This is a genomic window from Pseudomonas sp. LB3P14 (assembly GCF_054898045.1).
Genome location: NZ_CM142714.1, coordinates 7,363,038 through 7,381,419 on the forward strand (window position 1 = coordinate 7,363,038; position 18,382 = coordinate 7,381,419).

The 18,382-nt window shown below is 58.3% G+C and carries 16 protein-coding genes and 2 pseudogenes; 12 read left to right on the top strand and 6 right to left on the bottom strand.

The genetic code is table 11. The features are described from left to right. Positions 1–7 precede the first annotated feature (7 nt). Both ACYZT5_RS33850 and tnpC read left to right on the top strand, forming a co-directional pair. On the top strand, positions 8–343 hold the full coding sequence (locus ACYZT5_RS33850) for a ComEA family DNA-binding protein (RefSeq protein WP_462049146.1): 336 nt from the start codon (positions 8–10) through the stop codon (positions 341–343). A gap of 199 nt (positions 344–542) precedes the next feature. Beyond that, positions 543–1,562 (top strand): annotated as a pseudogene (gene tnpC, locus ACYZT5_RS33855) (IS66 family transposase); the annotation flags it as partial. A gap of 25 nt (positions 1,563–1,587) precedes the next feature. Here tnpC and ACYZT5_RS33860 read toward each other — a convergent pair. Both ACYZT5_RS33860 and ACYZT5_RS33865 read right to left on the bottom strand, forming a co-directional pair. Further along, on the bottom strand, positions 1,588–2,994 hold the full coding sequence (locus tag ACYZT5_RS33860; protein ID WP_462049147.1) for a hypothetical protein: 1,407 nt from the start codon (positions 2,992–2,994) through the stop codon (positions 1,588–1,590). 198 nt (positions 2,995–3,192) lie between these two features. Beyond that, on the bottom strand, positions 3,193–3,411 hold the full coding sequence (locus tag ACYZT5_RS33865; protein ID WP_462049148.1) for a hypothetical protein: 219 nt from the start codon (positions 3,409–3,411) through the stop codon (positions 3,193–3,195). 80 nt (positions 3,412–3,491) lie between these two features. Here ACYZT5_RS33865 and ACYZT5_RS33870 point away from each other — a divergent pair. After that, positions 3,492–3,916, top strand: a pseudogene (locus ACYZT5_RS33870) (cell wall hydrolase). A 497-nt stretch (positions 3,917–4,413) separates the two neighbouring features. Here ACYZT5_RS33870 and ACYZT5_RS33875 read toward each other — a convergent pair. After that, positions 4,414–4,947, bottom strand: a complete 534-nt coding sequence (locus tag ACYZT5_RS33875) for a hypothetical protein (RefSeq protein WP_462049149.1) — start codon at positions 4,945–4,947, stop codon at positions 4,414–4,416. Between the two features lie 620 nt (positions 4,948–5,567). On the opposite strand from ACYZT5_RS33875, the gene ltrA reads away from it, so the two are divergent. The 3 genes from ltrA to fabF all read left to right on the top strand — a co-directional run bounded on the left by ltrA (position 5,568) and on the right by fabF (position 9,318). Next, positions 5,568–6,989 carry a group II intron reverse transcriptase/maturase gene (gene ltrA / locus ACYZT5_RS33880; RefSeq protein ID WP_462049150.1) on the top strand — a complete coding sequence of 474 codons (1,422 nt, stop codon included), beginning with the start codon at positions 5,568–5,570 and terminating at the stop codon, positions 6,987–6,989. 227 nt (positions 6,990–7,216) lie between these two features. Further along, the gene (locus tag ACYZT5_RS33885) at positions 7,217–8,011 is read left to right on the top strand and encodes an SDR family NAD(P)-dependent oxidoreductase (protein WP_462049151.1); all 795 of its coding nucleotides are present in this window, start codon (positions 7,217–7,219) and stop codon (positions 8,009–8,011) included. Between the two features lie 32 nt (positions 8,012–8,043). Next, on the top strand, positions 8,044–9,318 hold the full coding sequence (gene fabF, locus ACYZT5_RS33890; RefSeq protein WP_462049152.1) for a beta-ketoacyl-ACP synthase II: 1,275 nt from the start codon (positions 8,044–8,046) through the stop codon (positions 9,316–9,318). On the opposite strand, the gene ACYZT5_RS33895 is transcribed toward fabF, so the two are convergent. Beyond that, on the bottom strand, positions 9,315–9,875 hold the full coding sequence (locus ACYZT5_RS33895) for a TetR/AcrR family transcriptional regulator (protein ID WP_462049153.1): 561 nt from the start codon (positions 9,873–9,875) through the stop codon (positions 9,315–9,317). The genes fabF and ACYZT5_RS33895 overlap by 4 nt on opposite strands. Before the next feature lie 176 nt (positions 9,876–10,051). Between ACYZT5_RS33895 and ACYZT5_RS33900 the strand changes: the two genes are divergently transcribed. After that, complete coding sequence (locus tag ACYZT5_RS33900) at positions 10,052–10,705, top strand: GntR family transcriptional regulator (protein ID WP_462049154.1); 654 nt, start codon at positions 10,052–10,054, stop codon at positions 10,703–10,705. Positions 10,706–10,720: 15 nt separating this feature from the next. Continuing rightward, on the top strand, positions 10,721–11,572 hold the full coding sequence (locus ACYZT5_RS33905) for an urea carboxylase-associated family protein (RefSeq protein WP_462049155.1): 852 nt from the start codon (positions 10,721–10,723) through the stop codon (positions 11,570–11,572). A 45-nt stretch (positions 11,573–11,617) separates the two neighbouring features. On the opposite strand, the gene ACYZT5_RS33910 is transcribed toward ACYZT5_RS33905, so the two are convergent. Further along, positions 11,618–11,785, bottom strand: a complete 168-nt coding sequence (locus tag ACYZT5_RS33910; protein ID WP_010461642.1) for a DUF2897 family protein — start codon at positions 11,783–11,785, stop codon at positions 11,618–11,620. Between the two features lie 138 nt (positions 11,786–11,923). Then, on the bottom strand, positions 11,924–13,288 hold the full coding sequence (eat, locus tag ACYZT5_RS33915; RefSeq protein ID WP_462049156.1) for an ethanolamine permease: 1,365 nt from the start codon (positions 13,286–13,288) through the stop codon (positions 11,924–11,926). A gap of 424 nt (positions 13,289–13,712) precedes the next feature. On the opposite strand from eat, the gene kdpF reads away from it, so the two are divergent. The 4 genes from kdpF (at position 13,713) to kdpC (ending at position 18,363) form a co-directional block, all read left to right on the top strand. Beyond that, on the top strand, positions 13,713–13,802 hold the full coding sequence (kdpF, locus tag ACYZT5_RS33920) for a K(+)-transporting ATPase subunit F (RefSeq protein WP_007899818.1): 90 nt from the start codon (positions 13,713–13,715) through the stop codon (positions 13,800–13,802). A gap of 8 nt (positions 13,803–13,810) precedes the next feature. Further along, positions 13,811–15,505, top strand: a complete 1,695-nt coding sequence (gene kdpA, locus ACYZT5_RS33925; protein WP_462049157.1) for a potassium-transporting ATPase subunit KdpA — start codon at positions 13,811–13,813, stop codon at positions 15,503–15,505. A gap of 10 nt (positions 15,506–15,515) precedes the next feature. Beyond that, positions 15,516–17,573, top strand: coding sequence for a potassium-transporting ATPase subunit KdpB (gene kdpB / locus ACYZT5_RS33930; protein WP_462049158.1), 2,058 nt, complete (start codon positions 15,516–15,518; stop codon positions 17,571–17,573). A gap of 244 nt (positions 17,574–17,817) precedes the next feature. Then, positions 17,818–18,363: a potassium-transporting ATPase subunit KdpC gene (gene kdpC, locus ACYZT5_RS33935; protein ID WP_462049159.1), complete on the top strand. Its 546-nt coding sequence runs from the start codon at positions 17,818–17,820 to the stop codon at positions 18,361–18,363. The last annotated feature ends 19 nt before the right edge of the window (positions 18,364–18,382 follow it).

The window sequence follows — 18,382 nt, forward strand, 5'->3', positions numbered from 1 at the left end:
GTCATTTATGCGTACTGGCTATTTCTACTCTCTGGTTTTTGCCCTGCTCACCAGCGCTTCTATCGCGGCCATTGCTGCACCGACGGCCAAGCCCGAGGCTGGCAATGCACCTTTGGTGCTCGAAGTTTCTCCCGCGGCACAGACCGGCAAGGTCGATCTGAATCAGGCCGATGCGCCAACGCTTCAGCGCGAGTTGGCCGGTGTGGGGGAAGCCAAGGCCAAGGCGATTGTTGCTTATCGTGAGAGTAATGGGCCGTTTGCGTCCGTGGACGAGCTGCTCGAAGTGAAGGGAATCGGTAAAGCCATTCTGGATAAAAATCGCGAGAAGCTTGAGGTGAACTAAGCTTATACGTCAGCGCCAGGGGCCGGTCATTGACCGGCCTTTTTGCTATGTGCGCCAGGCATGGCGCGTTGCGCGCAAGCGCAACCAGCTTGGCTGTGGTGGCCATGCTGGGTAAGCGCTCCATAAACCCCACATTCAACGTCACCACCTGATCCCCGATGCTGTGCTCCCGATTCCTTTCTGGAGCCAGCCCCTCATGATGCGTCCCGACGCAAAAGTCGAAAAAGTCTATCTCTACCCCAAACCCGTCGACTTCCGAAAATCCATCGACGGCCTCGCCGCCCTGGTCGAACTGGACATCAAGGTCGCGGTGTTTGACCCGGTGCTTTTCGTGTTCCTCAACAAGCCTCGAAACCGAGTGAAGATTTTGTACTGGGAGCGCAACGGCTTCTGCCTTTGGCTGAAGCGGCTGAAGTCCGAGCGCTTCAAAACATCGACGGATTGTTCGGATGAAGCCATCGTGCTGACGGTTCAAGAGCTCAACTGGTTATTGGACGGTTTGATTTGTGGCGCAACCGTCCGCATCAAGCTGTTGCGTCAGCACCTTTTCGGGCGAAGGTCAGAGCAGACCGCCGATCCCACGACCCCACAAATGGCCTTGTTTAACGAAGCCGAAAGCATGGCCGAGTCTGTCGACGAAATGGTTGAAGAAGAGGTCGTAGCGCCGACCAAGCGACGGGGCAAACGCAAGCCTATGCCCGCCGATCTTCCGCGCATCGAAGTCATCCACGAACTGCCCGATCACGAGCTGACCTGCACCTGCGGTTGCCATAAACACAACATTGGCTAGGAAATCAGCGAGCAGCTGGAGATCGTGCCGATGCAAATCCGCGTGATCAAACATGTGCGCAAGGTCTACGCCTGCCGTGGCTGTGAAACCGCGCTGGTCACGGCCGACAAGCCGGCGCAGCTGATCGAAAAGAGCATGGCCAGCCCCAGCGTTTTGGCGATGTTGCTGACGACCAAATACGTCGATGGCCTGCCACTGCATCGCTTCGAAAAAGTACTCGGTCGCCACGGCGTCGATATTCCACGGCAAACCTTGGCGCGCTGGGTTATGCAGTGCGGCGACCACCTGCAACCCTTGCTCAACTTGATGCGGGATCGACTGCTGGAAAGTCGCGTCATCCACTGCGACGAAACGGGTGTGCAAGTGCTGAAAGAGCCTGATCGAGAACCGAGCAGCCAATCCTGGATGTGGGTGCAATATTGTTGGCCTCAACAACCAGCGCTATTAATGCTGCTTACTGTTCAGATCTTATAAACCAGATGTTTTTATTTGTTACATATTGCTGGGCAAATATTGGGTTCTGCGAGACAAAAGTTGTAATGTCATAATCTGGGCTTAATGATTTTGGTAGTTTGAATGCGCGTGCTATTTCCCCTGCTGGAGTAGCTATTCCCGCTGCGAGTAGCAAGGCTGCGAAAGATCTTCTCCAGACACTTGAGTCCTGCAATGATAGAATCATTGCAATGATTAAGGCGCCGAGCGCTGGTTTTGATGAATTCATAGCAAGCTCATTGTAAAGCCCAAGTCGCATCATTGGCAGGATGAGCAGTATTCCAATTGCTATATAAGTAATTGCGTTTCGAGTTGGCCTAAATGACAGCGCGATCAGTGCTAATAAGAAAAATTCAATGAGGATGAATTTGGCGTAATTGGACCATGTGAAGCAAGGCTCTCCGGAGTTTGAGATCAAACATGGACTGTTCCACGCTAAATTTTTCGGGATGTTACCTGTATCAAAGGTGAGGTAGTAACAAAGAAGTAGAACTATCAGTCCGAGTGCGAACAAGTGACCGAAGTTGATTTTGGAGAGGCGGAAATCTTGGTGAGCCAACGTTAATAGGAGAAAAGGGGCGATGCCGATCGCTGCAAATGGAGACCACAATAGACATGCTGAGAAAAGCAGTGGGGATACGAAGAGCTTTTGCTCGATGGTCGGGCGTTGAACCAGAAAAGCTATGGAGATCCATGCTGGAATGGTGCTTTGCGGAGCCCAAAACATAGACGTCATTGAAGAGCTGTACTCTATCCAGCCTGCCCACCACTCAAAATGGAATATGTCTCCACGCTTAAATCCTGTGATCTGGCTGCCTAATATATCGGCGCCACTAGATAACATGAATATAAGTGGTGCAGCATATCGGAGCGCTGTTGAATGGATCAGTGTTGTAATCTGATTGAAGAAGATAACGAGCCCTAGCCACAACCATAAGCTAATGGTGATCCCGTTTGAAAGCGAAACAAATTTCTCGATAATCCCAGGAACTATGTATGCACCAATGTAGTAGCGCAAAGTGAATTCTGGCTCTCCTAGCGCACTATGATTTGCGATTTCATTGAATAGAGCGAAATGCTTGTACCAGTCGCTGTTTGCAAATAGCGGGCCTGTAGATCCGCTCAAAATAATAACTGCGGCTGCAATGCATGCATTGTATGTTTTGATTTTCCAATCTGTTTTGTGTGCGGTGTCTGATATTCTTAATCGGGTGATGCAGTAAATAAGAAAAAATGTTGAGGGGATAGCTATGGAGGGGATTGTGTATAACATGAAAAACAAAATAAGCGGCAGCGTTAAGTAAATTATGCCGAAGTAGTCTGCCTGCTTTAGGTGTATGTGTTCATTAGCTGCAACCATGAACTTCATGAATTTTCCTTGGTTCGAACTGTGATGCCTAGTCTGACGGAGGTACAGTTTTTCGCAGGTGGCTCGTAACATCGTGCTGATTGGTGGCGAGGGCATGCCTCAAATCTGCAAGGCGCTGGATATGCGGGTCTTCTTGGTGGCAACAAACTTGATTTTCAGGTCCCGCTGTGCCACAGCGAGCGGGACATGAAGCTGATTTCAGTTCGCACCCAATTTCAATTTGATGTTGTTTGAAGGCCACCAAGACCACGACGGCGGCGGAGTGTAGCAGCCTGGCTGATTGGCCGGGGTCGCATCACAGCGGACGGTATAGCCCTTATTGTTGAATTCCCTTCCGCCTTCACCGGTGCCGCGCTCACTGTATGAGGCACAGCCGCCGAGCAAAGCGGCAATCAAAATAATCGTTATGTATTTCATAAGTGCCTCCATGCGTGGAGTGCATAGCTTAACCATTGATTCCCGCCTATTGCGGGTATTTTTTTGCCTGGAGAAAAGTGATGACTGCAAACGATAACGACCGCGACATCCTCACACGCACGTTGTGGGGCGAGGCCCGCGGCGAAACCTTGGCCGGCTAGATCGCCGTAGCCTGGACCATCCGCAACCGCGTGAACGACGGCAAGCTGAAGTCGTGGTGGGGGGAGGGTTATGCCGGCGTCTGCCAAAAGCCGTACCAGTTCAGCTGCTGGAACAAGAACGACCCGAACTATGCCTACCTGAGTGGTGCAAAGCCGATCCCATTCCGCGAGTTCGCCCAAGCGCAGATCGCCGCTGACCAGGTGGTGGCCGGTAAGGTGTCGTATCCCACCGGCGGGCTACCCACTATTACGCGACCACCATGCCGAAACCACCAGTTTGGGTTAAGGGAGCAAAGCAAACTCTGGTGCTCGGCCGCCACATCTTCTTCAAGGATGTGCCATGAAACCACTTTGGCTGCGCATCCTTCCTTACATAGCCGCGCTGGCGCTGGTGGCCTGCGCGGGGGCGCCGACGGCTTTGCCCGTCGCCTCGCAGCCAGTGAAGCCAACAACAATACCTGCACTGCCGCCACAAGCAAGGCAGCTGCCCGCTCCACAATGGCGCTATCCGACCTGCTCGCACGGGCTGATGCTCGATCGGGGGAACTGGCGAAAGCGTAGACCGAGCCTGGATAGCCGGCCTGGTCTTCGAGTCGGCTTATACTGCCTTGGTCAAATAGTGGGAGGAGCTGGTGAGTGAAGGATTTGGCCGAGGAGATAGCTGCAGGCGAACCACTGATGCAGCAAGCCCTGCAGGCGTGGAGCGAGTACGAGGAGGCGAAGGGCATCCTGTTGGCCGAGCAGGTTGAGCGACTGCGCATTGAGGCTGAGTCGCTCATGGCTGCGGTTCAGCAGTACCAGCACCGGGTGTTGGGGGGGCAAGTACGCCGCTTCACTGATTTTACTGCATTAGCGAAGGAACAAGCGCGGCCAGCCGGTCGAACAGGATTGTATCTGTTAAATATATCGCTCTGCCGCTCCTATCATCATCAGCCTCCCAGTCACCACTTGAAAGGGGGCGGAAAAACATGCGCCGGTCGAATAGGTTGGTAACGCTTAAACCTTGGTGCCCCTGATTTTCAGATGGCTCGAATTTCACCGTCTTTTCAATCACTTTTATAGAGAACGATTCAACGTTGGCGGAGAATTCGGGAAGAATCGGCGTGCTCCTCGACGTCGTGATTTCTTGGATGTCAGCCAGGAGAGACTCGATCTTGGAAAAAAGCTGTGGTGCAAGTGTCTCGAGTCGAGACTTTTGCTCGTCTTTCTCGCGGCGCTCTTTTTCCTTTGCCTCCTTATGCTTTTTGATTTTCGCGATGAGAATGTCTCGGTTGCTCATGACCCAGTCCTTGATATTAAAGTGCCATTCAATCTTAGCCGAAATCTGCTGCTTGGAGCCATTAGCCAATTCTGCGTACTCGGCGGGCGAATCCACTTCACTGACTGCGTTAAGAAACAAAGCCCCGAAGGTTCGCGGCTTCGGGGCTTCGAGGCTTCGGGGCTTTATTTTCGCCTCCATCCCTTAGTGGGCGACGAACGTGGTGGCGAGAATACCAGTGCCGGGCCCGGCGATCACTACTTCGATAGTTGATTGTGTTCGTTCGGCAGGACGCCGGAGGCGGGCTTTTTTGGTGCGCTAGGCATGGCGCGTTGCGCGAAGCGCAACCAGTTTGGCTGTGGTGGCCACGCTGGTGACTTGGAGGTGAAAGTCCTCTACACACCCTGCAAGGGGAAGTGTTAGCCAGAGGCAAGGGTGTGGCGGGTGACTGCGAATCTGAAGGAAGCCCGAGGCAAAATGCTGGCCTAACGAACAGCAAGCGGATAGAGGCGGCGTAGCGGGGTAAGGGGGCATGTTTCCTCAAAGCCCTACTTGCACGGGACGCTGCGACGTAGATCCGACAGGCATAAGCAGGAAGGTTGCGCGAATTACCCTGGGAGATCTGCACGTTTGCCATTGTGCTACCGAGCGTCGAGAGGCGACGGGATGAGCGTGCAGAAGTCAGCCGAGGCCGTAGTAAGTGACGAATAACCCCGTCACCAAGGGCTGAACATGTTATGCCGCCAGTAGGCGTCAGAGTCTCGTTGAATACCGAAATGCAGAAATTTCTCCCAGAGAAAACTGTTACCCCGAGTCCCGGACAGAATCCGAGGATGACGGCTGACAGCGCACAGGTATCGGCGGCGTCTGTGACGTGGACGAACGCGGAGCCGGACACGCTGATGGAGCGGGTGCTTGCACCCGCCAACCTCAAGCGTGCGTATCAACGCGTGGTTCGCAACAAGTGCGCATCGGGTGCCGATGGCATGACGGTCGACCAATTGGCGGGCTACGTGAAACAGTATTGGCCGATCCTTAAGGCTCGGTTGCTGGCCGGCGAATATCACCCGCAAGGTGTGCGCGCCGTCGACATCCCCAAACCCAAAGGCGGGACAAGACAGCTGGGCATTCCCTGCGTCGTGGATCGCCTGATTCAGCAGGCATTGCTGCAACAGCTCACGCCGATCTTCGACCCTTTGTTTTCGGACTACAGCTATGGCTTCCGTCCGGGCAGAAACGCTCACCAAGCCATCGAAACTGCTCGCAGCCATGTGGCGGCGGGTCACCGCTGGTGCGTAGAACTCGATCTGGAGAAGTTCATTGATTGGGTCAATCACGATGTGTTGATGGCCCATGTGGCGCGTCAAATCGAAGGCAAGCGGGTACTCACGCTGGTCCGTCGTTATCTCGAAGCGGGAACGATGTCAGGGGGACTCGCCAGCCGACGGCAGGAGGGGACGCCGCAAGGCGGCCCGCTCTCGCCGTTGCTGTCGAACATTCTGCTCAACGAACTCGACCGCGAGCAGGAGCGACGGGGCCATCGTTTCGTGCGGTATGCCGACGATGCGAACATCTATATGCGCAGTCGCCGTGCGGGCGAACGAGTGATGGGGAGCGTTGAGCGCTTCCTGAACCAGCGTCTGAAACTGACGCTGAATCGGGAAAAGAGCCGTGTGGCGCGGCATTGGGTCTGTAATTATCTGGGTTATGGGATGAGCTCGCATCAACAGCCGAGACTGAGAGTGGCAATGATGAGTCTGGGTCGCTTGCGCGACCGACTCAGAGACCTGCTGCGCGGAGCGCGGGGTTGCAAGATGGCAACCGTCATTGAGCGAATAAACCCTGTACTGCGTGGCTGGGCAGGCTACTTCAAGCTGAGTCAGAGCAAGCGGCCCCTTGAGGAGTTGGATGGTTGGGGGCGTCGAAAGCTGCGCTGCGCCGTATGGCGTCAATGGAAGCAGCCCTCAACGAGGGCGCGCAACTTGATGCGCTTGGGGCTAAGTGAGCCACGCGCCTACAAATCAGCCTTCAATGGTCGCGGCCCATGGTGGAGTTCGGGGGCATCTCATATGAATCAGGCGTTGCCGAAGAAGCTGTTGGACCAACTTGGGCTAGTCTCGGTACTGGATACGATAAACCGGCTTAACCGCATAACTTGAACCGCCGTATACGGATCCGTACGTACGGTGGTGTGAGAGGACGGCGGATGTAAATCCGCCTCCTACTCGATCTGACGAACGCTGTGATGGTGCGCCTTTCGTCGATGAGGGAAAAATTACGTCTATCATATACGGCTCAGATTATGCCTATAATAAATTAGGTTTGCGCCAAAGCGTTCCGGCCTCAGGCGCTTGTCTTCCTTTAGGCATCTCCCAGGAGCACAGTCATGAATTCTGTCCAGTCCCAAGGTACGGCTCTCGTCACCGGTGCTTCTTCCGGTATCGGTGCGATTTACACCGAGCGGTTGGCGGCGCGTGGTTTTGATTTGTTGTTGGTCGCCCGTGATCAAGAGCGGCTGGAAGCGGCGGCAACCCAGTTGCGCGCCGCGCATGGCGTTCAGGTCGAGGTGCTCAAGGCGGATCTGACTCAAAAGGATGAGGTGCTGAAGCTCGAGCAGCGTCTTCGCAGCGATTCGAGTATCAGCCTGTTGCTGAACAACGCCGGCGTTGCAGCTGACGGGTTGTTGGCCAATTCAGACATGGATCAGCTGGAACGCTTGATTCAATTGAACGTTACGACTGTCACGCGGCTGGCCTCGGCAGCGGCCGCCAGTTTTGCCAAGGCGGGCCGGGGGACGATCATCAACATCGGATCAGTGGTTGCGTTGTTTCCAGAACGCTTCAACGCAACTTACAGCGCCAGCAAGGCTTATGTGTTAAGTCTGACGCAGTCGTTGAACGCCGAACTGGAGGGCACCGGGGTCAAGGTGCAGGCAGTGTTGCCAGGCGTAACACGCACCGAAATCTGGGAGCGCTCCGGTATCGATGCTACCCAGATTCCGGCGGATATGGTTATGGAAGCCGGGGATATGGTCGATGCGGCGTTGTCGGGTCTGGACCAGGGTGAGTTGATCACCATTCCTTCGTTGCCGGATGCGGCCGACTGGGATGCCTTCGTTGCGGCGCGTCATGTTTTGGCGCCGAATCTTTCCAAAAGTAAGGCCGCCGCACGTTACACGTGAGGCGTCATGAATCGGCTTGAGGTATTTGCGGTATGAGTGATCGTCGAGTGGTTGTAACGGGCATGGGCCTGGTGTCTCCATTGGGTTCTGGCGTCGAAGCCGTCTGGTCGCGTCTGTTGGCCGGACGTTCCGGGTTGCGCAATTTGCCGGACGAGGTGGTTGCCGATTTGCCGGCCAAGGTCGGCGGTGCAGTGCCGACCCTGGTGGACGATCCCGAGGCGGGTTTTGACCCGGATCGGGCGACGGCGCCTAAAGAGCAGAAGAAGATGGACCGCTTCATTATGTTCGCCATGGAAGCGGCGCGTCAGGCGCTGGAGCAGGCCGGTTGGCAAGCGGCGGACGCCAATGCCCAGGAGCGAACTGCAACCATTATCGGTTCTGGCGTGGGTGGTTTCGGCGCGATTGCCGACGCGGTGCGCACCACGGACAGCCGTGGGCCGCGACGCTTGTCGCCGTTCACTATTCCGTCATTCCTGGTCAATCTGGCCGCGGGTCATGTGTCGATCCAGCACGGTTTCAAGGGCCCGTTGGGTGCTCCGGTGACGGCTTGCGCGGCCGGGGTCCAGGCGATTGGTGATGCGGCGCGGCTGATTCGTTGTGGCGAGGCAGACATTGCGGTGTGTGGTGGCGCGGAAGCGGCGATTGATCGCGTCAGTCTCGCCGGGTTTGCCGCGGCTCGCGCCTTGTCCAGTGGCTACAACGAAACCCCTGAGCGTGCCTCGCGGCCGTTCGACAGTGGCCGCGATGGCTTTGTCATGGGGGAGGGCGCAGGCCTTCTGGTGATTGAATCCCTGGAGCATGCCTTGGCCCGCGGTGCTCAACCGCTGGCGGAACTGGTCGGTTACGGCACCAGTGCCGACGCCTATCACCTGACGGCGGGTCCTGAGGATGGCAGCGGTGCGCGACGGGCGATGTCGCTGGCGTTGGCCCAGGCGGGCATTTCGCCGGCGCAGGTGCAACACCTCAATGCTCACGCAACCTCGACGCCGGTCGGGGATCTGGGGGAGTTGGCGGCCATCAAGGCGTTGTTTGGCACTGATAACAAAATTGCGGTGACGTCGACCAAATCCGCCACCGGGCATTTGCTGGGCGCAGCGGGCGGTATCGAGGCGATCTTCACGCTGTTGGCCATTCGCGATCAGGTCGTACCGGCCACCCTCAACTTCGATAACCCGGACCCCGCCGCCCAAGGCGTCGACATTGTCCACGGTAAGGCGCGGCCGATGGCAATCGAATACGCGCTATCCAACGGCTTCGGGTTTGGTGGGGTCAATGCCAGCGTGCTGTTCAAGCGTTGGGAGGGCTAGTCCCGAGGTTGTTTGAGATAGGCGCGAGTAATGTCGAGAATCCGCTGAGCCAGCTCAGGATTCTCGACACTGCGTGACAGCAGTAACGCCCCGACCAGCGTCGACATGATGACGATGCTTTGGTCGGCGGCGGCGCCTTCGTCCTCAAGGGTGCCTTGCACTTGTTCGAGCCGTGCGTTGAGCACCATGTCAGTGGTCGGGCTCTGCTGCCCGCGCAGGCCGAGTTCCGATGACATGGTCGGCAGCGGGCAACCTTCATGGGGTGAGGTCTGGTGCCATTCGGACAAATAGGCGTCGATGAACGCTTCCAGCGGGCGATCCTGAGCGAAGAGCTCGGCGCAAATGATATCGACCTGCTCGCCTGCGGCTTGCAAAGCCTTTTCCACCAGTTCGTCCTTGGATTTGAAATGCGAGTAGAAGCCACCGTGAGTCAAGCCCAGTGCTTTCATCAGCGGTTGCAGACCTGTCGCGCCAATGCCATCGCGGCGAAAGCGCGCTGAAGCTTCCTTGATGATGCGTTCGTGGGTCTGGGCTTTATGGTTCTGCGAGTAACGCATCGTGTATCTCCGCAACAATGCGCCATATTAACCAATGAAAATTGTATGGTGTTTGTACTTCTACTTCTAAAAAGCGTACAGATGCGTCGATCTTGGAAGAACGTGTTCTCAACAAATGGCACGAATAGTGATTACTCATTAATTGACGATTGTTGAACAATCACGAGGCAATGAGTATGAACAGCGGACTGTCCCTCGCCGACCACATCACACTTGAGTTGCGCGCCGACATCATTGGCGGTCGTTTGCTGCCTGGCATGGCGTTGGTAGAAAACGATCTGGTGTCTGCCTACAACGCCTCCCGCAATACTATTCGCGAAGCGTTGCACCGTCTGGGGCAGGAGGGCCTGACCCGTTATGTGCGCAACAAGGGCGTGATGGTGCGCAGGCTGGGCGTCGAGGACGTGCGGGACTTGTTCAAGGTCCGGCGCACCCTGGAGCTGCAGGCCATCAGCGCGAGTCAGCCGCTGCGCGACTATCAATCCGACCGAATGCTCGAAGCCCTGGAGGCCACCGAGCTTGCCCGGGAGCGCGAGGACTGGCGCGCCGTCGGCACCCACAGCCTGGCGTTTCATCAACACATCGTCGGATTGCTGCGCAGTCCACTGTTCGATGAGTTCTTCACCAACGTCGTCGCGCAACTGCGCCTGGTGTTCTGCACCGCTCCCGATGAATCACGTTTTCAGGCGCCCTGGCTGGCGCGCGACCGGCAAATACATGAGTGGCTGGCCGAGGGCGACAAGCGCGCGGCCGAGGACGCCATGAGCCTTTATCTCGACGATTCCGAACACCTCCTGTTGCAGATGCTTACCCGTTCTTCCCATCACTGATCGAGGATTCGTGCCATGTACAAAGACTATCCGGCGGCCTATCAAGTCAGCAAAGGCTCAGCCTTGCAGGTGGATAAAGCCTTCTACGAGCGGATCCGCGACAACAAGGACGGGCGCACGCTGATCGAGGAATTCGAGGTGCCGATCCGCACCGGTCGCGCCTGGAAAGTGCCGGCCGGGCATGTGTTCCGGGTGACCACACCCGTCGGCCCGCAGGTGGGCGACTTCAACGTCTGGAATGCCAACGATCCACGGGAGCGTTTGTGGGCGGCACGGACCCGGCAATTACAGGGCGCTCACGTCAGCACCCATGACCGGCTCTGGTCGAACCTGCCGTTTTTACGTCCGCTGGTGACCATTACCGATGATAGCCTGGCCGGTTACGGCATCGACGAACATGGCGGTCGCTTGCACGATTTGCTGGGCACTCGCTGCGATCCTTATGTGAACAAAATGCTCACCGGCGAAGACTTCCATCATCACTGCCACTCGAACTTGACCCGCGCTGTGCTGCCCCATGGCCTGACCGAGTTTGACGTGCATGACGTGCTGAACATTTTCCAGTGCACGGGCCTTAACCACGACGACATGTACTTCATGAAAGCCTGTCCGGCGAAGAAGGGCGATTACCTGGAATTTTTTGCCGAAATTGATCTGTTGTGTGCGCTCTCGACCTGCCCGGGCGGTGACCTGTCGCTGGCCATGTGGGGGCCGGATGCGCAGGATCCGCTGAGCGTGTGTCGCCCGCTCGGGGTAGAGATTTATCGTTTGGAGGATTCGTTGCTTAAAGGCTGGAGCCAGCCGGAACGAGCGGCCTATAAAGGGCTGCATGGCCTGCACATCGCCAAGGCGGAGTGGGAGAAGTAGAAACGCAAAACCCTGTCATTCAATGAGAATGACAGGGTTTTTGGTTTAGCGGTCCTGCGCATCCTTGGCATCCGCTTCCGCGTTGCGTTCAGCGACGCGTTTGCGTTGCTCCTCGGTCAATTCGACCTTGTTGGCGGTGTCTCGCAACATCATCAAACCACCAACGATCGAGCCGATTGCAACGACCAGAATTAACCAGGCATACCAGGGCATAGGGCTCTCCTTAAGGGCAGGCTGGTTGGCGGGTTTCGCCAACCGATCGTGCATACCACTTTGAGCGATGGATTTTCGCACTGGTTCCATCGCAGTCACTCCATTCTATGCCTGATATGACAGCAACACTTCGCCTGTTTAGAGCCCAGTCAGCATCGCGTCCGCTGGCGCATCGGCACGCAGTTGCGCCGTGAGCATGAAGTACACGAACCCCACCGCCATGAAACCCAGGAAGACCAACCCGATCAACGTGTTGAACCAGGCCATCGCCACCAGGCAGACCACCGCCAGCACCAGCGCAATGATCGGCACCAAGGGGTAGCAGGGTGCGCGAAAGGTGCGCTCCAGATTCGGTTCGGTTTTGCGCAGTTTGAACAGGCTGAGCATGCTCATGATGTACATCACGATCGCGCCGAATACCGCCATCGTGATCATCGCCGCCGTCAGCGTCATGCCGCCCAGGTTGATCAAACCATCACTGTAGATCGCGGCAATGCCGATCACGCCGCCGGCGATGATTGCCCGGTGCGGGGTCTGAAACCGTGACAACTTGGCCAGGGATGCCGGCAGGTAACCGGCACGGGCAAGGGCGAAGAACTGCCGCGAGTAGCCGAGGATGATCCCGTGGAAACTCGCCACCAGGCCGAACAGGCCGATCCACACCAGCATGTGCAACCAGCCCGAGCTTTCGCCAACCACGGTTTTCATCGCTTGCGGCAGCGGATCGTTGATGTTCGACAGGGTGCGCCAGTCACCGACGCCGCCGGCAAAGAACATCACGCCCATGGCCAACAGCACCAACGTCAAAATGCCGCTGATGTAGGCCTTCGGAATGGTGCGTTTCGGATCCTTGGCTTCTTCGGCGGCCATGGCGGCGCCTTCGATGGCCAGGAAGAACCAGATGGCAAACGGAATCGCCGCGAACATCCCGGCAATCGCCGGCGCACCGAACACATCGGAACCCGCCCAGCCGTTAAGCGCGAAGTTGCTGAAGCTGAACGCCGGGGCGACCACGCCCATGAACACCAGCAGTTCTGCCACGGCCAAGACGCAGACGATCAACTCGAACGTTGCGGCCAGTTTCACCCCGAGGATGTTCAGTCCCATGAACACGATGTAGGCGCCGACCGCTGCGTGCTTCGGGTCGAGGGCGGGAAACTGCACGTTGAGGTAGGCACCGATTGCCAGTGCGATCGCCGGCGGGGCGAAGACGAATTCGATCAGCGTCGCCAGCCCGGCGATCAATCCGCCTTTCTCGCCAAAGGCGCGACGGCTGTAGGCAAAGGGACCGCCGGCATGGGGAATCGCCGTGGTCAGCTCGGTGAAACTGAAGATGAAGCAGGTGTACATGGTGGCGACCATGAAGGACGTCACCAGAAAACCGAGTGTGCCCGCCACGCCCCAGCCGTAACTCCAGCCGAAGTACTCACCGGAAATCACCAGCCCGACCGCAATGCCCCACAGGTGCAGCGTGCCCAGCGTGGGTTTGAGTTGTGTGTTCATGCGTTTGCCCCCTGAACGGTTTGGAAAGCTCGGGGGAGGGCGTTTGCAGTGGGCGTGCCAGTGTTGTGATGGCGGTCGTAAAGCGTAAAAAGACGTCGTATCGAGGATGTTTGGCGCTGGATGTCAGAGTTTTGTGCGTCAGTTGGGTGCGATGTTGTCGGTCATGCCGTCATCGCGGGCAAGCCCGGCTCCCACAGGTTTTGTCGTGTTCGCCTATTTGGTGTTCACCGCAAAACCTGTGGGAGCCGGGCTTGCCCGCGATGAGGCCCGTCCAGACAGCGCAAAAGTCACCTGTAACAAACCCATAAACCCACTCTTTACGCATTCTTTATGCACAGCCAACACCCCCAGTCTCGTTCCTTTACAGCCTCCCTGCCGACAATGGCTCCACACGCGGCAATACGCCGTAACACGGAGAATTTCCATGAGCGTTCTGGACGGGGTGTCACTGCTATTGGCAGTGGGGCTGTTCATTTATCTGTTGGTTGCGCTGTTGCGCGCGGACCGGAACTAGGAGCGGCTATGCACAGTTATGACTATTGGCTGATCCTCGCCTTCTTCGCCGTGGTGCTGATTCCGGCACCGTTCCTGGGGCGCTTTTACTACAAGGTGATGGAAGGTCAGCGCACTTGGCTTTCACCGATCCTCGGACCGGTGGAGCGTGGATGTTATCGGGTGGCCGGCGTTGATCCGCAGGCCGAACAGAGCTGGCAGAAGTACACCCTGGCTTTGCTCGCCTTCAACCTCGCGGGCTTTTTGCTGTTGTTCGCGATTCTGTTGTTCCAGGACCACTTGCCACTGAACCCGCAAAACCTGCCGGGTCAGGAGTGGACCCTGGCGTTCAACACCGCCATCAGCTTCATGACCAACACCAACTGGCAGGCCTACAGCGGCGAAGCGTCGCTCAGCTACCTGAGTCAGATGGTCGGCCTCACCGTGCAGAACTTCGTCAGCGCCGCCACCGGCCTCGCCGTTTTGGTTGCCCTGTGTCGAGGGATTGGCCGCAAGTCGACCAAGACCCTCGGCAACTTTTGGGTCGACATGACCCGCACCACCCTCTATGGACTGTTGCCGCTATGCCTGCTGCTGGCGCTGTATCTGGTCTGGCAGGGCGTGCCGCAAACCTTCGCGCAGTACGTGAATGCCGTGACGATGCAAGGCGTCGATCAGGTGATCCCGCTCGGCCCGGCCGCCAGCCAGATTGCGATCAAGCAACTGGGTACTAACGGCGGTGGCTTCTTCGGCGTTAACTCGGCGCACCCGTTCGAGAACCCGACGGCGTGGAGCAACCTATTCGAGATGGCCTCGATCATCCTGATTCCGGTCGCCCTGGTCTTCACTTTCGGCCACTACGTGAAGGACCTGCGTCAGAGCCGGGCGATTGTTGCCTGCATGTTCGCGTTGTTCCTGATTGGCGGCGCGACGTCGCTGTGGGCTGAATACCAACCGAACCCGACCCTGAACAACGTCGCCGTCGAACAGACCGCGCCGCTGGAAGGCAAGGAAGCGCGCTTTGGCACCACTGCCACGGTGCTGTGGTCGGTCACCACCACCGCGGCGTCCAACGGTTCAGTCAACGCCATGCACGACAGCCTCAACCCGCTGACCGGCATGGTCGCGCTGGTCAACATGATGGTCGGCGAAGTGATCTTCGGCGGCGTCGGTGCCGGGCTCTACGGCATGTTGTTGAACGTGTTGATCGCCGTGTTTCTTGCCGGCCTGATGATCGGCCGCACCCCGGAATACCTCGGCAAGAAATTGCAGGCCAAGGAAGTCCAGTTGCTGGTGGTGACCTTGCTGGTAATGCCGGTCGGCGTGCTGGTGCTCGGCGCGATTGCTGCGAGCCTGCCCGGTCCGGTCGCGGCAGTCAGTAACCCTGGTGCCCACGGTTTCAGTCAGTTGCTTTATGCCTACACCTCGGCCAGTGCCAACAACGGTTCGGCGTTCGGCGGCTTCGGTGCCAACACCGCGTTCCACAACCTGATGCTTGGCCTTGGCATGTTGATCGGTCGCTTCGGTTACATCCTCCCGGTACTGGCCCTGGCCGGCAGCCTGGCGATGAAGAAAACCGCACCGATCGGCCAGAACAGCTTCCCGACCCATGGCCCGCTGTTTGTGACCTTGCTGACCGTGACCATCTTGCTGGTGGGCGGGCTGACCTTCCTGCCGACATTGGCGCTGGGTCCTATTGCTGAACATTTGAGCTTGGGCTTCTGAGGATTGAATGATGAATATGCCCGTAATTAAAGCCGCCACCGTCAAGGCGCCGGAACAACCGAAAACCGCGATCTCGGCCCTGTGGCGCCCGGCGCTGGTGCAAGCCTTCGTCAAGCTCGACCCACGGCAATTGCAGCGAGCGCCGGTGATGCTGGTGGTCGAACTGACCGCGATCCTGACCACCGTGCTGTGCTTCATTCCCGACACGGCGGTGCCGACCTTTGTCGCCGCGCAAATCGCCTTGTGGCTGTGGTTCACCGTGCTGTTCGCCAACTTCGCCGAAGCCCTGGCCGAAGGTCGCGGCAAGGCCCGCGCCGACAGCCTCAAGGCTGGCAGCGAAGGCCTGAGCGCTCGACGCAAAACCAGCAACGGCGCCTTTCAAGTGGTGCCGGCCACCAGCCTGCGCAAGGGCGATGTGGTGCGCGTTGAAGCGGGGGAAATGATCCCCGGTGATGGCGAGGTGATTGAAGGCATCGCGGCGGTCAACGAAGCGGCGATTACCGGTGAATCCGCACCAGTGATTCGCGAGTCCGGCGGCGACCGTTCGGCCGTCACCGGCAACACCCGCCTGATGTCCGACTGGCTGCTGGTGCGGATCACCGCCAACCCAGGCGAATCGACACTGGACCGCATGATCGCCTTGGTCGAAGGCGCCAAACGCCAGAAAACCCCGAACGAAGTGGCGCTCGACATCCTGCTGATCGGCCTGACCCTGATCTTCCTGCTGGTGGTCGTCACGCTGCAACCGTTCGCCCACTTCGCCAACGGCAGCCTGCCGCTGGTGTTCCTGGTGGCGTTATTGGTCACGCTGATTCCGACCACCATTGGTGGTTTGCTGTCGGCCATTGGTATCGCCGGGATGGACCGTCTGGTGCGCCTGAACGTGATCGCCAAATCCGGTCGCGCCGTGGAAGCGGCGGGGGACGTACACGTCCTGCTGCTGGACAAGACCGGCACCATCACCTTCGGTAACCGTCGTTGCACCGCGGTTTACGCGGCACCTGGCGTCGCCGCCAAGGAACTCGCCGAGGGTGCATTGTTCGCCTCGCTGGCCGATGACACGGCTGAAGGTAAATCCATCGTCGAGTACCTGCGCGGGACTCACTCACAGCCTGAGCCGTCCACCGAGTTGCTGACCGCTGTGCCGTTCAGTGCCGAGACGCGCCTGTCCGGTGTCGACTATCAGGGCCGCGTGTATCGCAAAGGCGCGGTGGATTCATTGCTGGCCTTCGTTGGCCTGAAACGTGCCGACCTGGCCGCGCCTCTGTCCCGGGAAATCGACAAGATCGCCCAGAGCGGCGGCACGCCATTGCTGGTCTGCGCCGACGGTAAATTGCTCGGCGCGATCCACCTCAAGGACGTGGTCAAGCCCGGCATTCGCGAGCGTTTCGCCGAGCTGCGCAAACTGGGGATTCGCACGGTCATGGTGACCGGCGACAACCCGCTGACCGCCGCCGCGATTGCGGCCGAGGCGGGCGTGGATGACGTGCTGGCCGAAGCCACACCGGAGAAGAAACTGGCGCGCATTCGCCACGAGCAGAACGACGGTCGCCTGGTCGCCATGTGCGGCGACGGCGCCAACGACGCCCCGGCCCTGGCCCAGGCGGACGTGGGCATGGCGATGAACGACGGGACGCAAGCGGCGCGCGAGGCGGCGAACATGGTCGACCTCGACAGCGACCCGACCAAGCTGCTGGACGTGGTGCAGATTGGTAAAGAACTGCTGGTGACCCGCGGCGCGCTGACGACGTTTTCAATCGCCAACGACGTGGCCAAGTACTTTGCGATTCTGCCGGCGCTGTTCGCCTCGATCTACCCGCAACTGGGCGTGCTGAACGTGATGCACCTGAGCAGTCCGCAGAGCGCGATTCTGTCGGCGATTGTGTTCAACGCCTTGATCATTGTGGTGCTGATCCCGCTGGCGCTACGCGGTGTGCGAGTGCAGGCGGCGAGTGCGGCGGCGTTGCTGCGTCGCAATCTGTTGATCTATGGGGTGGGCGGGATATTGGTGCCGTTTGTGGGGATCAAGGCGATTGACATGCTGCTCACTGCGTTGCATCTGGTTTGACCTTGAAATCCGCCCCTCACCCTAACCCTCCCGAAACGTCGGACCGCCCCAGGGGGTAGAGGGGACTTACCGAGGTGTTTGTTCGAGGTGCTGCGACCTGAAAGCTCGAGCCGAACTCAGGTTTTGAACAGCACAAAGATCGGCCCCCTTTCCCCCTCGCCCCCGTGGGGAGAGGGCTGGGGTGAGGGGGCGGATCCACCTGACACCCCACAGCATTAAATTCCCCAAATTCGAGGATTCTGAAATGTCCACAATAATACGCCCCGCCCTGAGCCTGCTCGTCCTGATGACCCTGATCACCGGCGTCGCTTACCCCTTGGTGGTCACCGGTGTCGCCCAGGTCGCATTTCCCGATCAAGCCAATGGCAGCCTGGTCCACGACGCCGATGGCAAGGTCCGTGGCTCGTCGCTGATTGCGCAGGATTTCGTCGGTGACGCCTGGTTCCATCCACGGCCATCGGCCGGTGCATTTGCCACCGTGTCGAGCAGTGCCAGTAACCTCTCGCCGAGCAATCCGGCCCTGGCCACTCGGGTGGTTGACGATGCCAATAAACTGCTAGTGCCGGGCCAGGGTCCGGTGCCATTGGCCATGTTGACCACCTCTGGCAGCGGTCTCGATCCACACTTGCCACCGGCAGCGATTGCCTATCAACTGGCGCGTGTTGCGACCGCGCGCAATCTGCCGGTGGCGACCCTTCAGCAACTGCTGGACGCGCACATCGAACAGCCGCTCGTTGGCCCGCCAGTGGTCAATGTGCTGGCGCTGAACATTGCGCTGGAAAACCTGTAGAAGATGATCGTTCCCACGT

What these genes read in the sequence shown, in the direction of transcription:
- ACYZT5_RS33865 (WP_462049148.1), bottom strand. Translation starts at nt 3,411, where the DNA reads ATGAAATACATAACGATTATTTTGATTGCCGCTTTGCTCGGCGGCTGT.
- ACYZT5_RS33850 (WP_462049146.1), top strand. Translation starts at nt 8, where the DNA reads ATGCGTACTGGCTATTTCTACTCTCTGGTTTTTGCCCTGCTCACCAGC.
- ACYZT5_RS33905 (WP_462049155.1), top strand. Translation starts at nt 10,721, where the DNA reads ATGTACAAAGACTATCCGGCGGCCTATCAAGTCAGCAAAGGCTCAGCC.
- ltrA (WP_462049150.1), top strand. Translation starts at nt 5,568, where the DNA reads ATGCCGCCAGTAGGCGTCAGAGTCTCGTTGAATACCGAAATGCAGAAA.
- ACYZT5_RS33895 (WP_462049153.1), bottom strand. Translation starts at nt 9,875, where the DNA reads ATGCGTTACTCGCAGAACCATAAAGCCCAGACCCACGAACGCATCATC.
- ACYZT5_RS33860 (WP_462049147.1), bottom strand. Translation starts at nt 2,994, where the DNA reads ATGAAGTTCATGGTTGCAGCTAATGAACACATACACCTAAAGCAGGCA.
- ACYZT5_RS33885 (WP_462049151.1), top strand. Translation starts at nt 7,217, where the DNA reads ATGAATTCTGTCCAGTCCCAAGGTACGGCTCTCGTCACCGGTGCTTCT.
- ACYZT5_RS33900 (WP_462049154.1), top strand. Translation starts at nt 10,052, where the DNA reads ATGAACAGCGGACTGTCCCTCGCCGACCACATCACACTTGAGTTGCGC.
- kdpC (WP_462049159.1), top strand. Translation starts at nt 17,818, where the DNA reads ATGTCCACAATAATACGCCCCGCCCTGAGCCTGCTCGTCCTGATGACC.
- eat (WP_462049156.1), bottom strand. Translation starts at nt 13,288, where the DNA reads ATGAACACACAACTCAAACCCACGCTGGGCACGCTGCACCTGTGGGGC.
- kdpA (WP_462049157.1), top strand. Translation starts at nt 13,811, where the DNA reads ATGCACAGTTATGACTATTGGCTGATCCTCGCCTTCTTCGCCGTGGTG.
- ACYZT5_RS33910 (WP_010461642.1), bottom strand. Translation starts at nt 11,785, where the DNA reads ATGCCCTGGTATGCCTGGTTAATTCTGGTCGTTGCAATCGGCTCGATC.
- kdpB (WP_462049158.1), top strand. Translation starts at nt 15,516, where the DNA reads ATGAATATGCCCGTAATTAAAGCCGCCACCGTCAAGGCGCCGGAACAA.
- kdpF (WP_007899818.1), top strand. Translation starts at nt 13,713, where the DNA reads ATGAGCGTTCTGGACGGGGTGTCACTGCTATTGGCAGTGGGGCTGTTC.
- fabF (WP_462049152.1), top strand. Translation starts at nt 8,044, where the DNA reads ATGAGTGATCGTCGAGTGGTTGTAACGGGCATGGGCCTGGTGTCTCCA.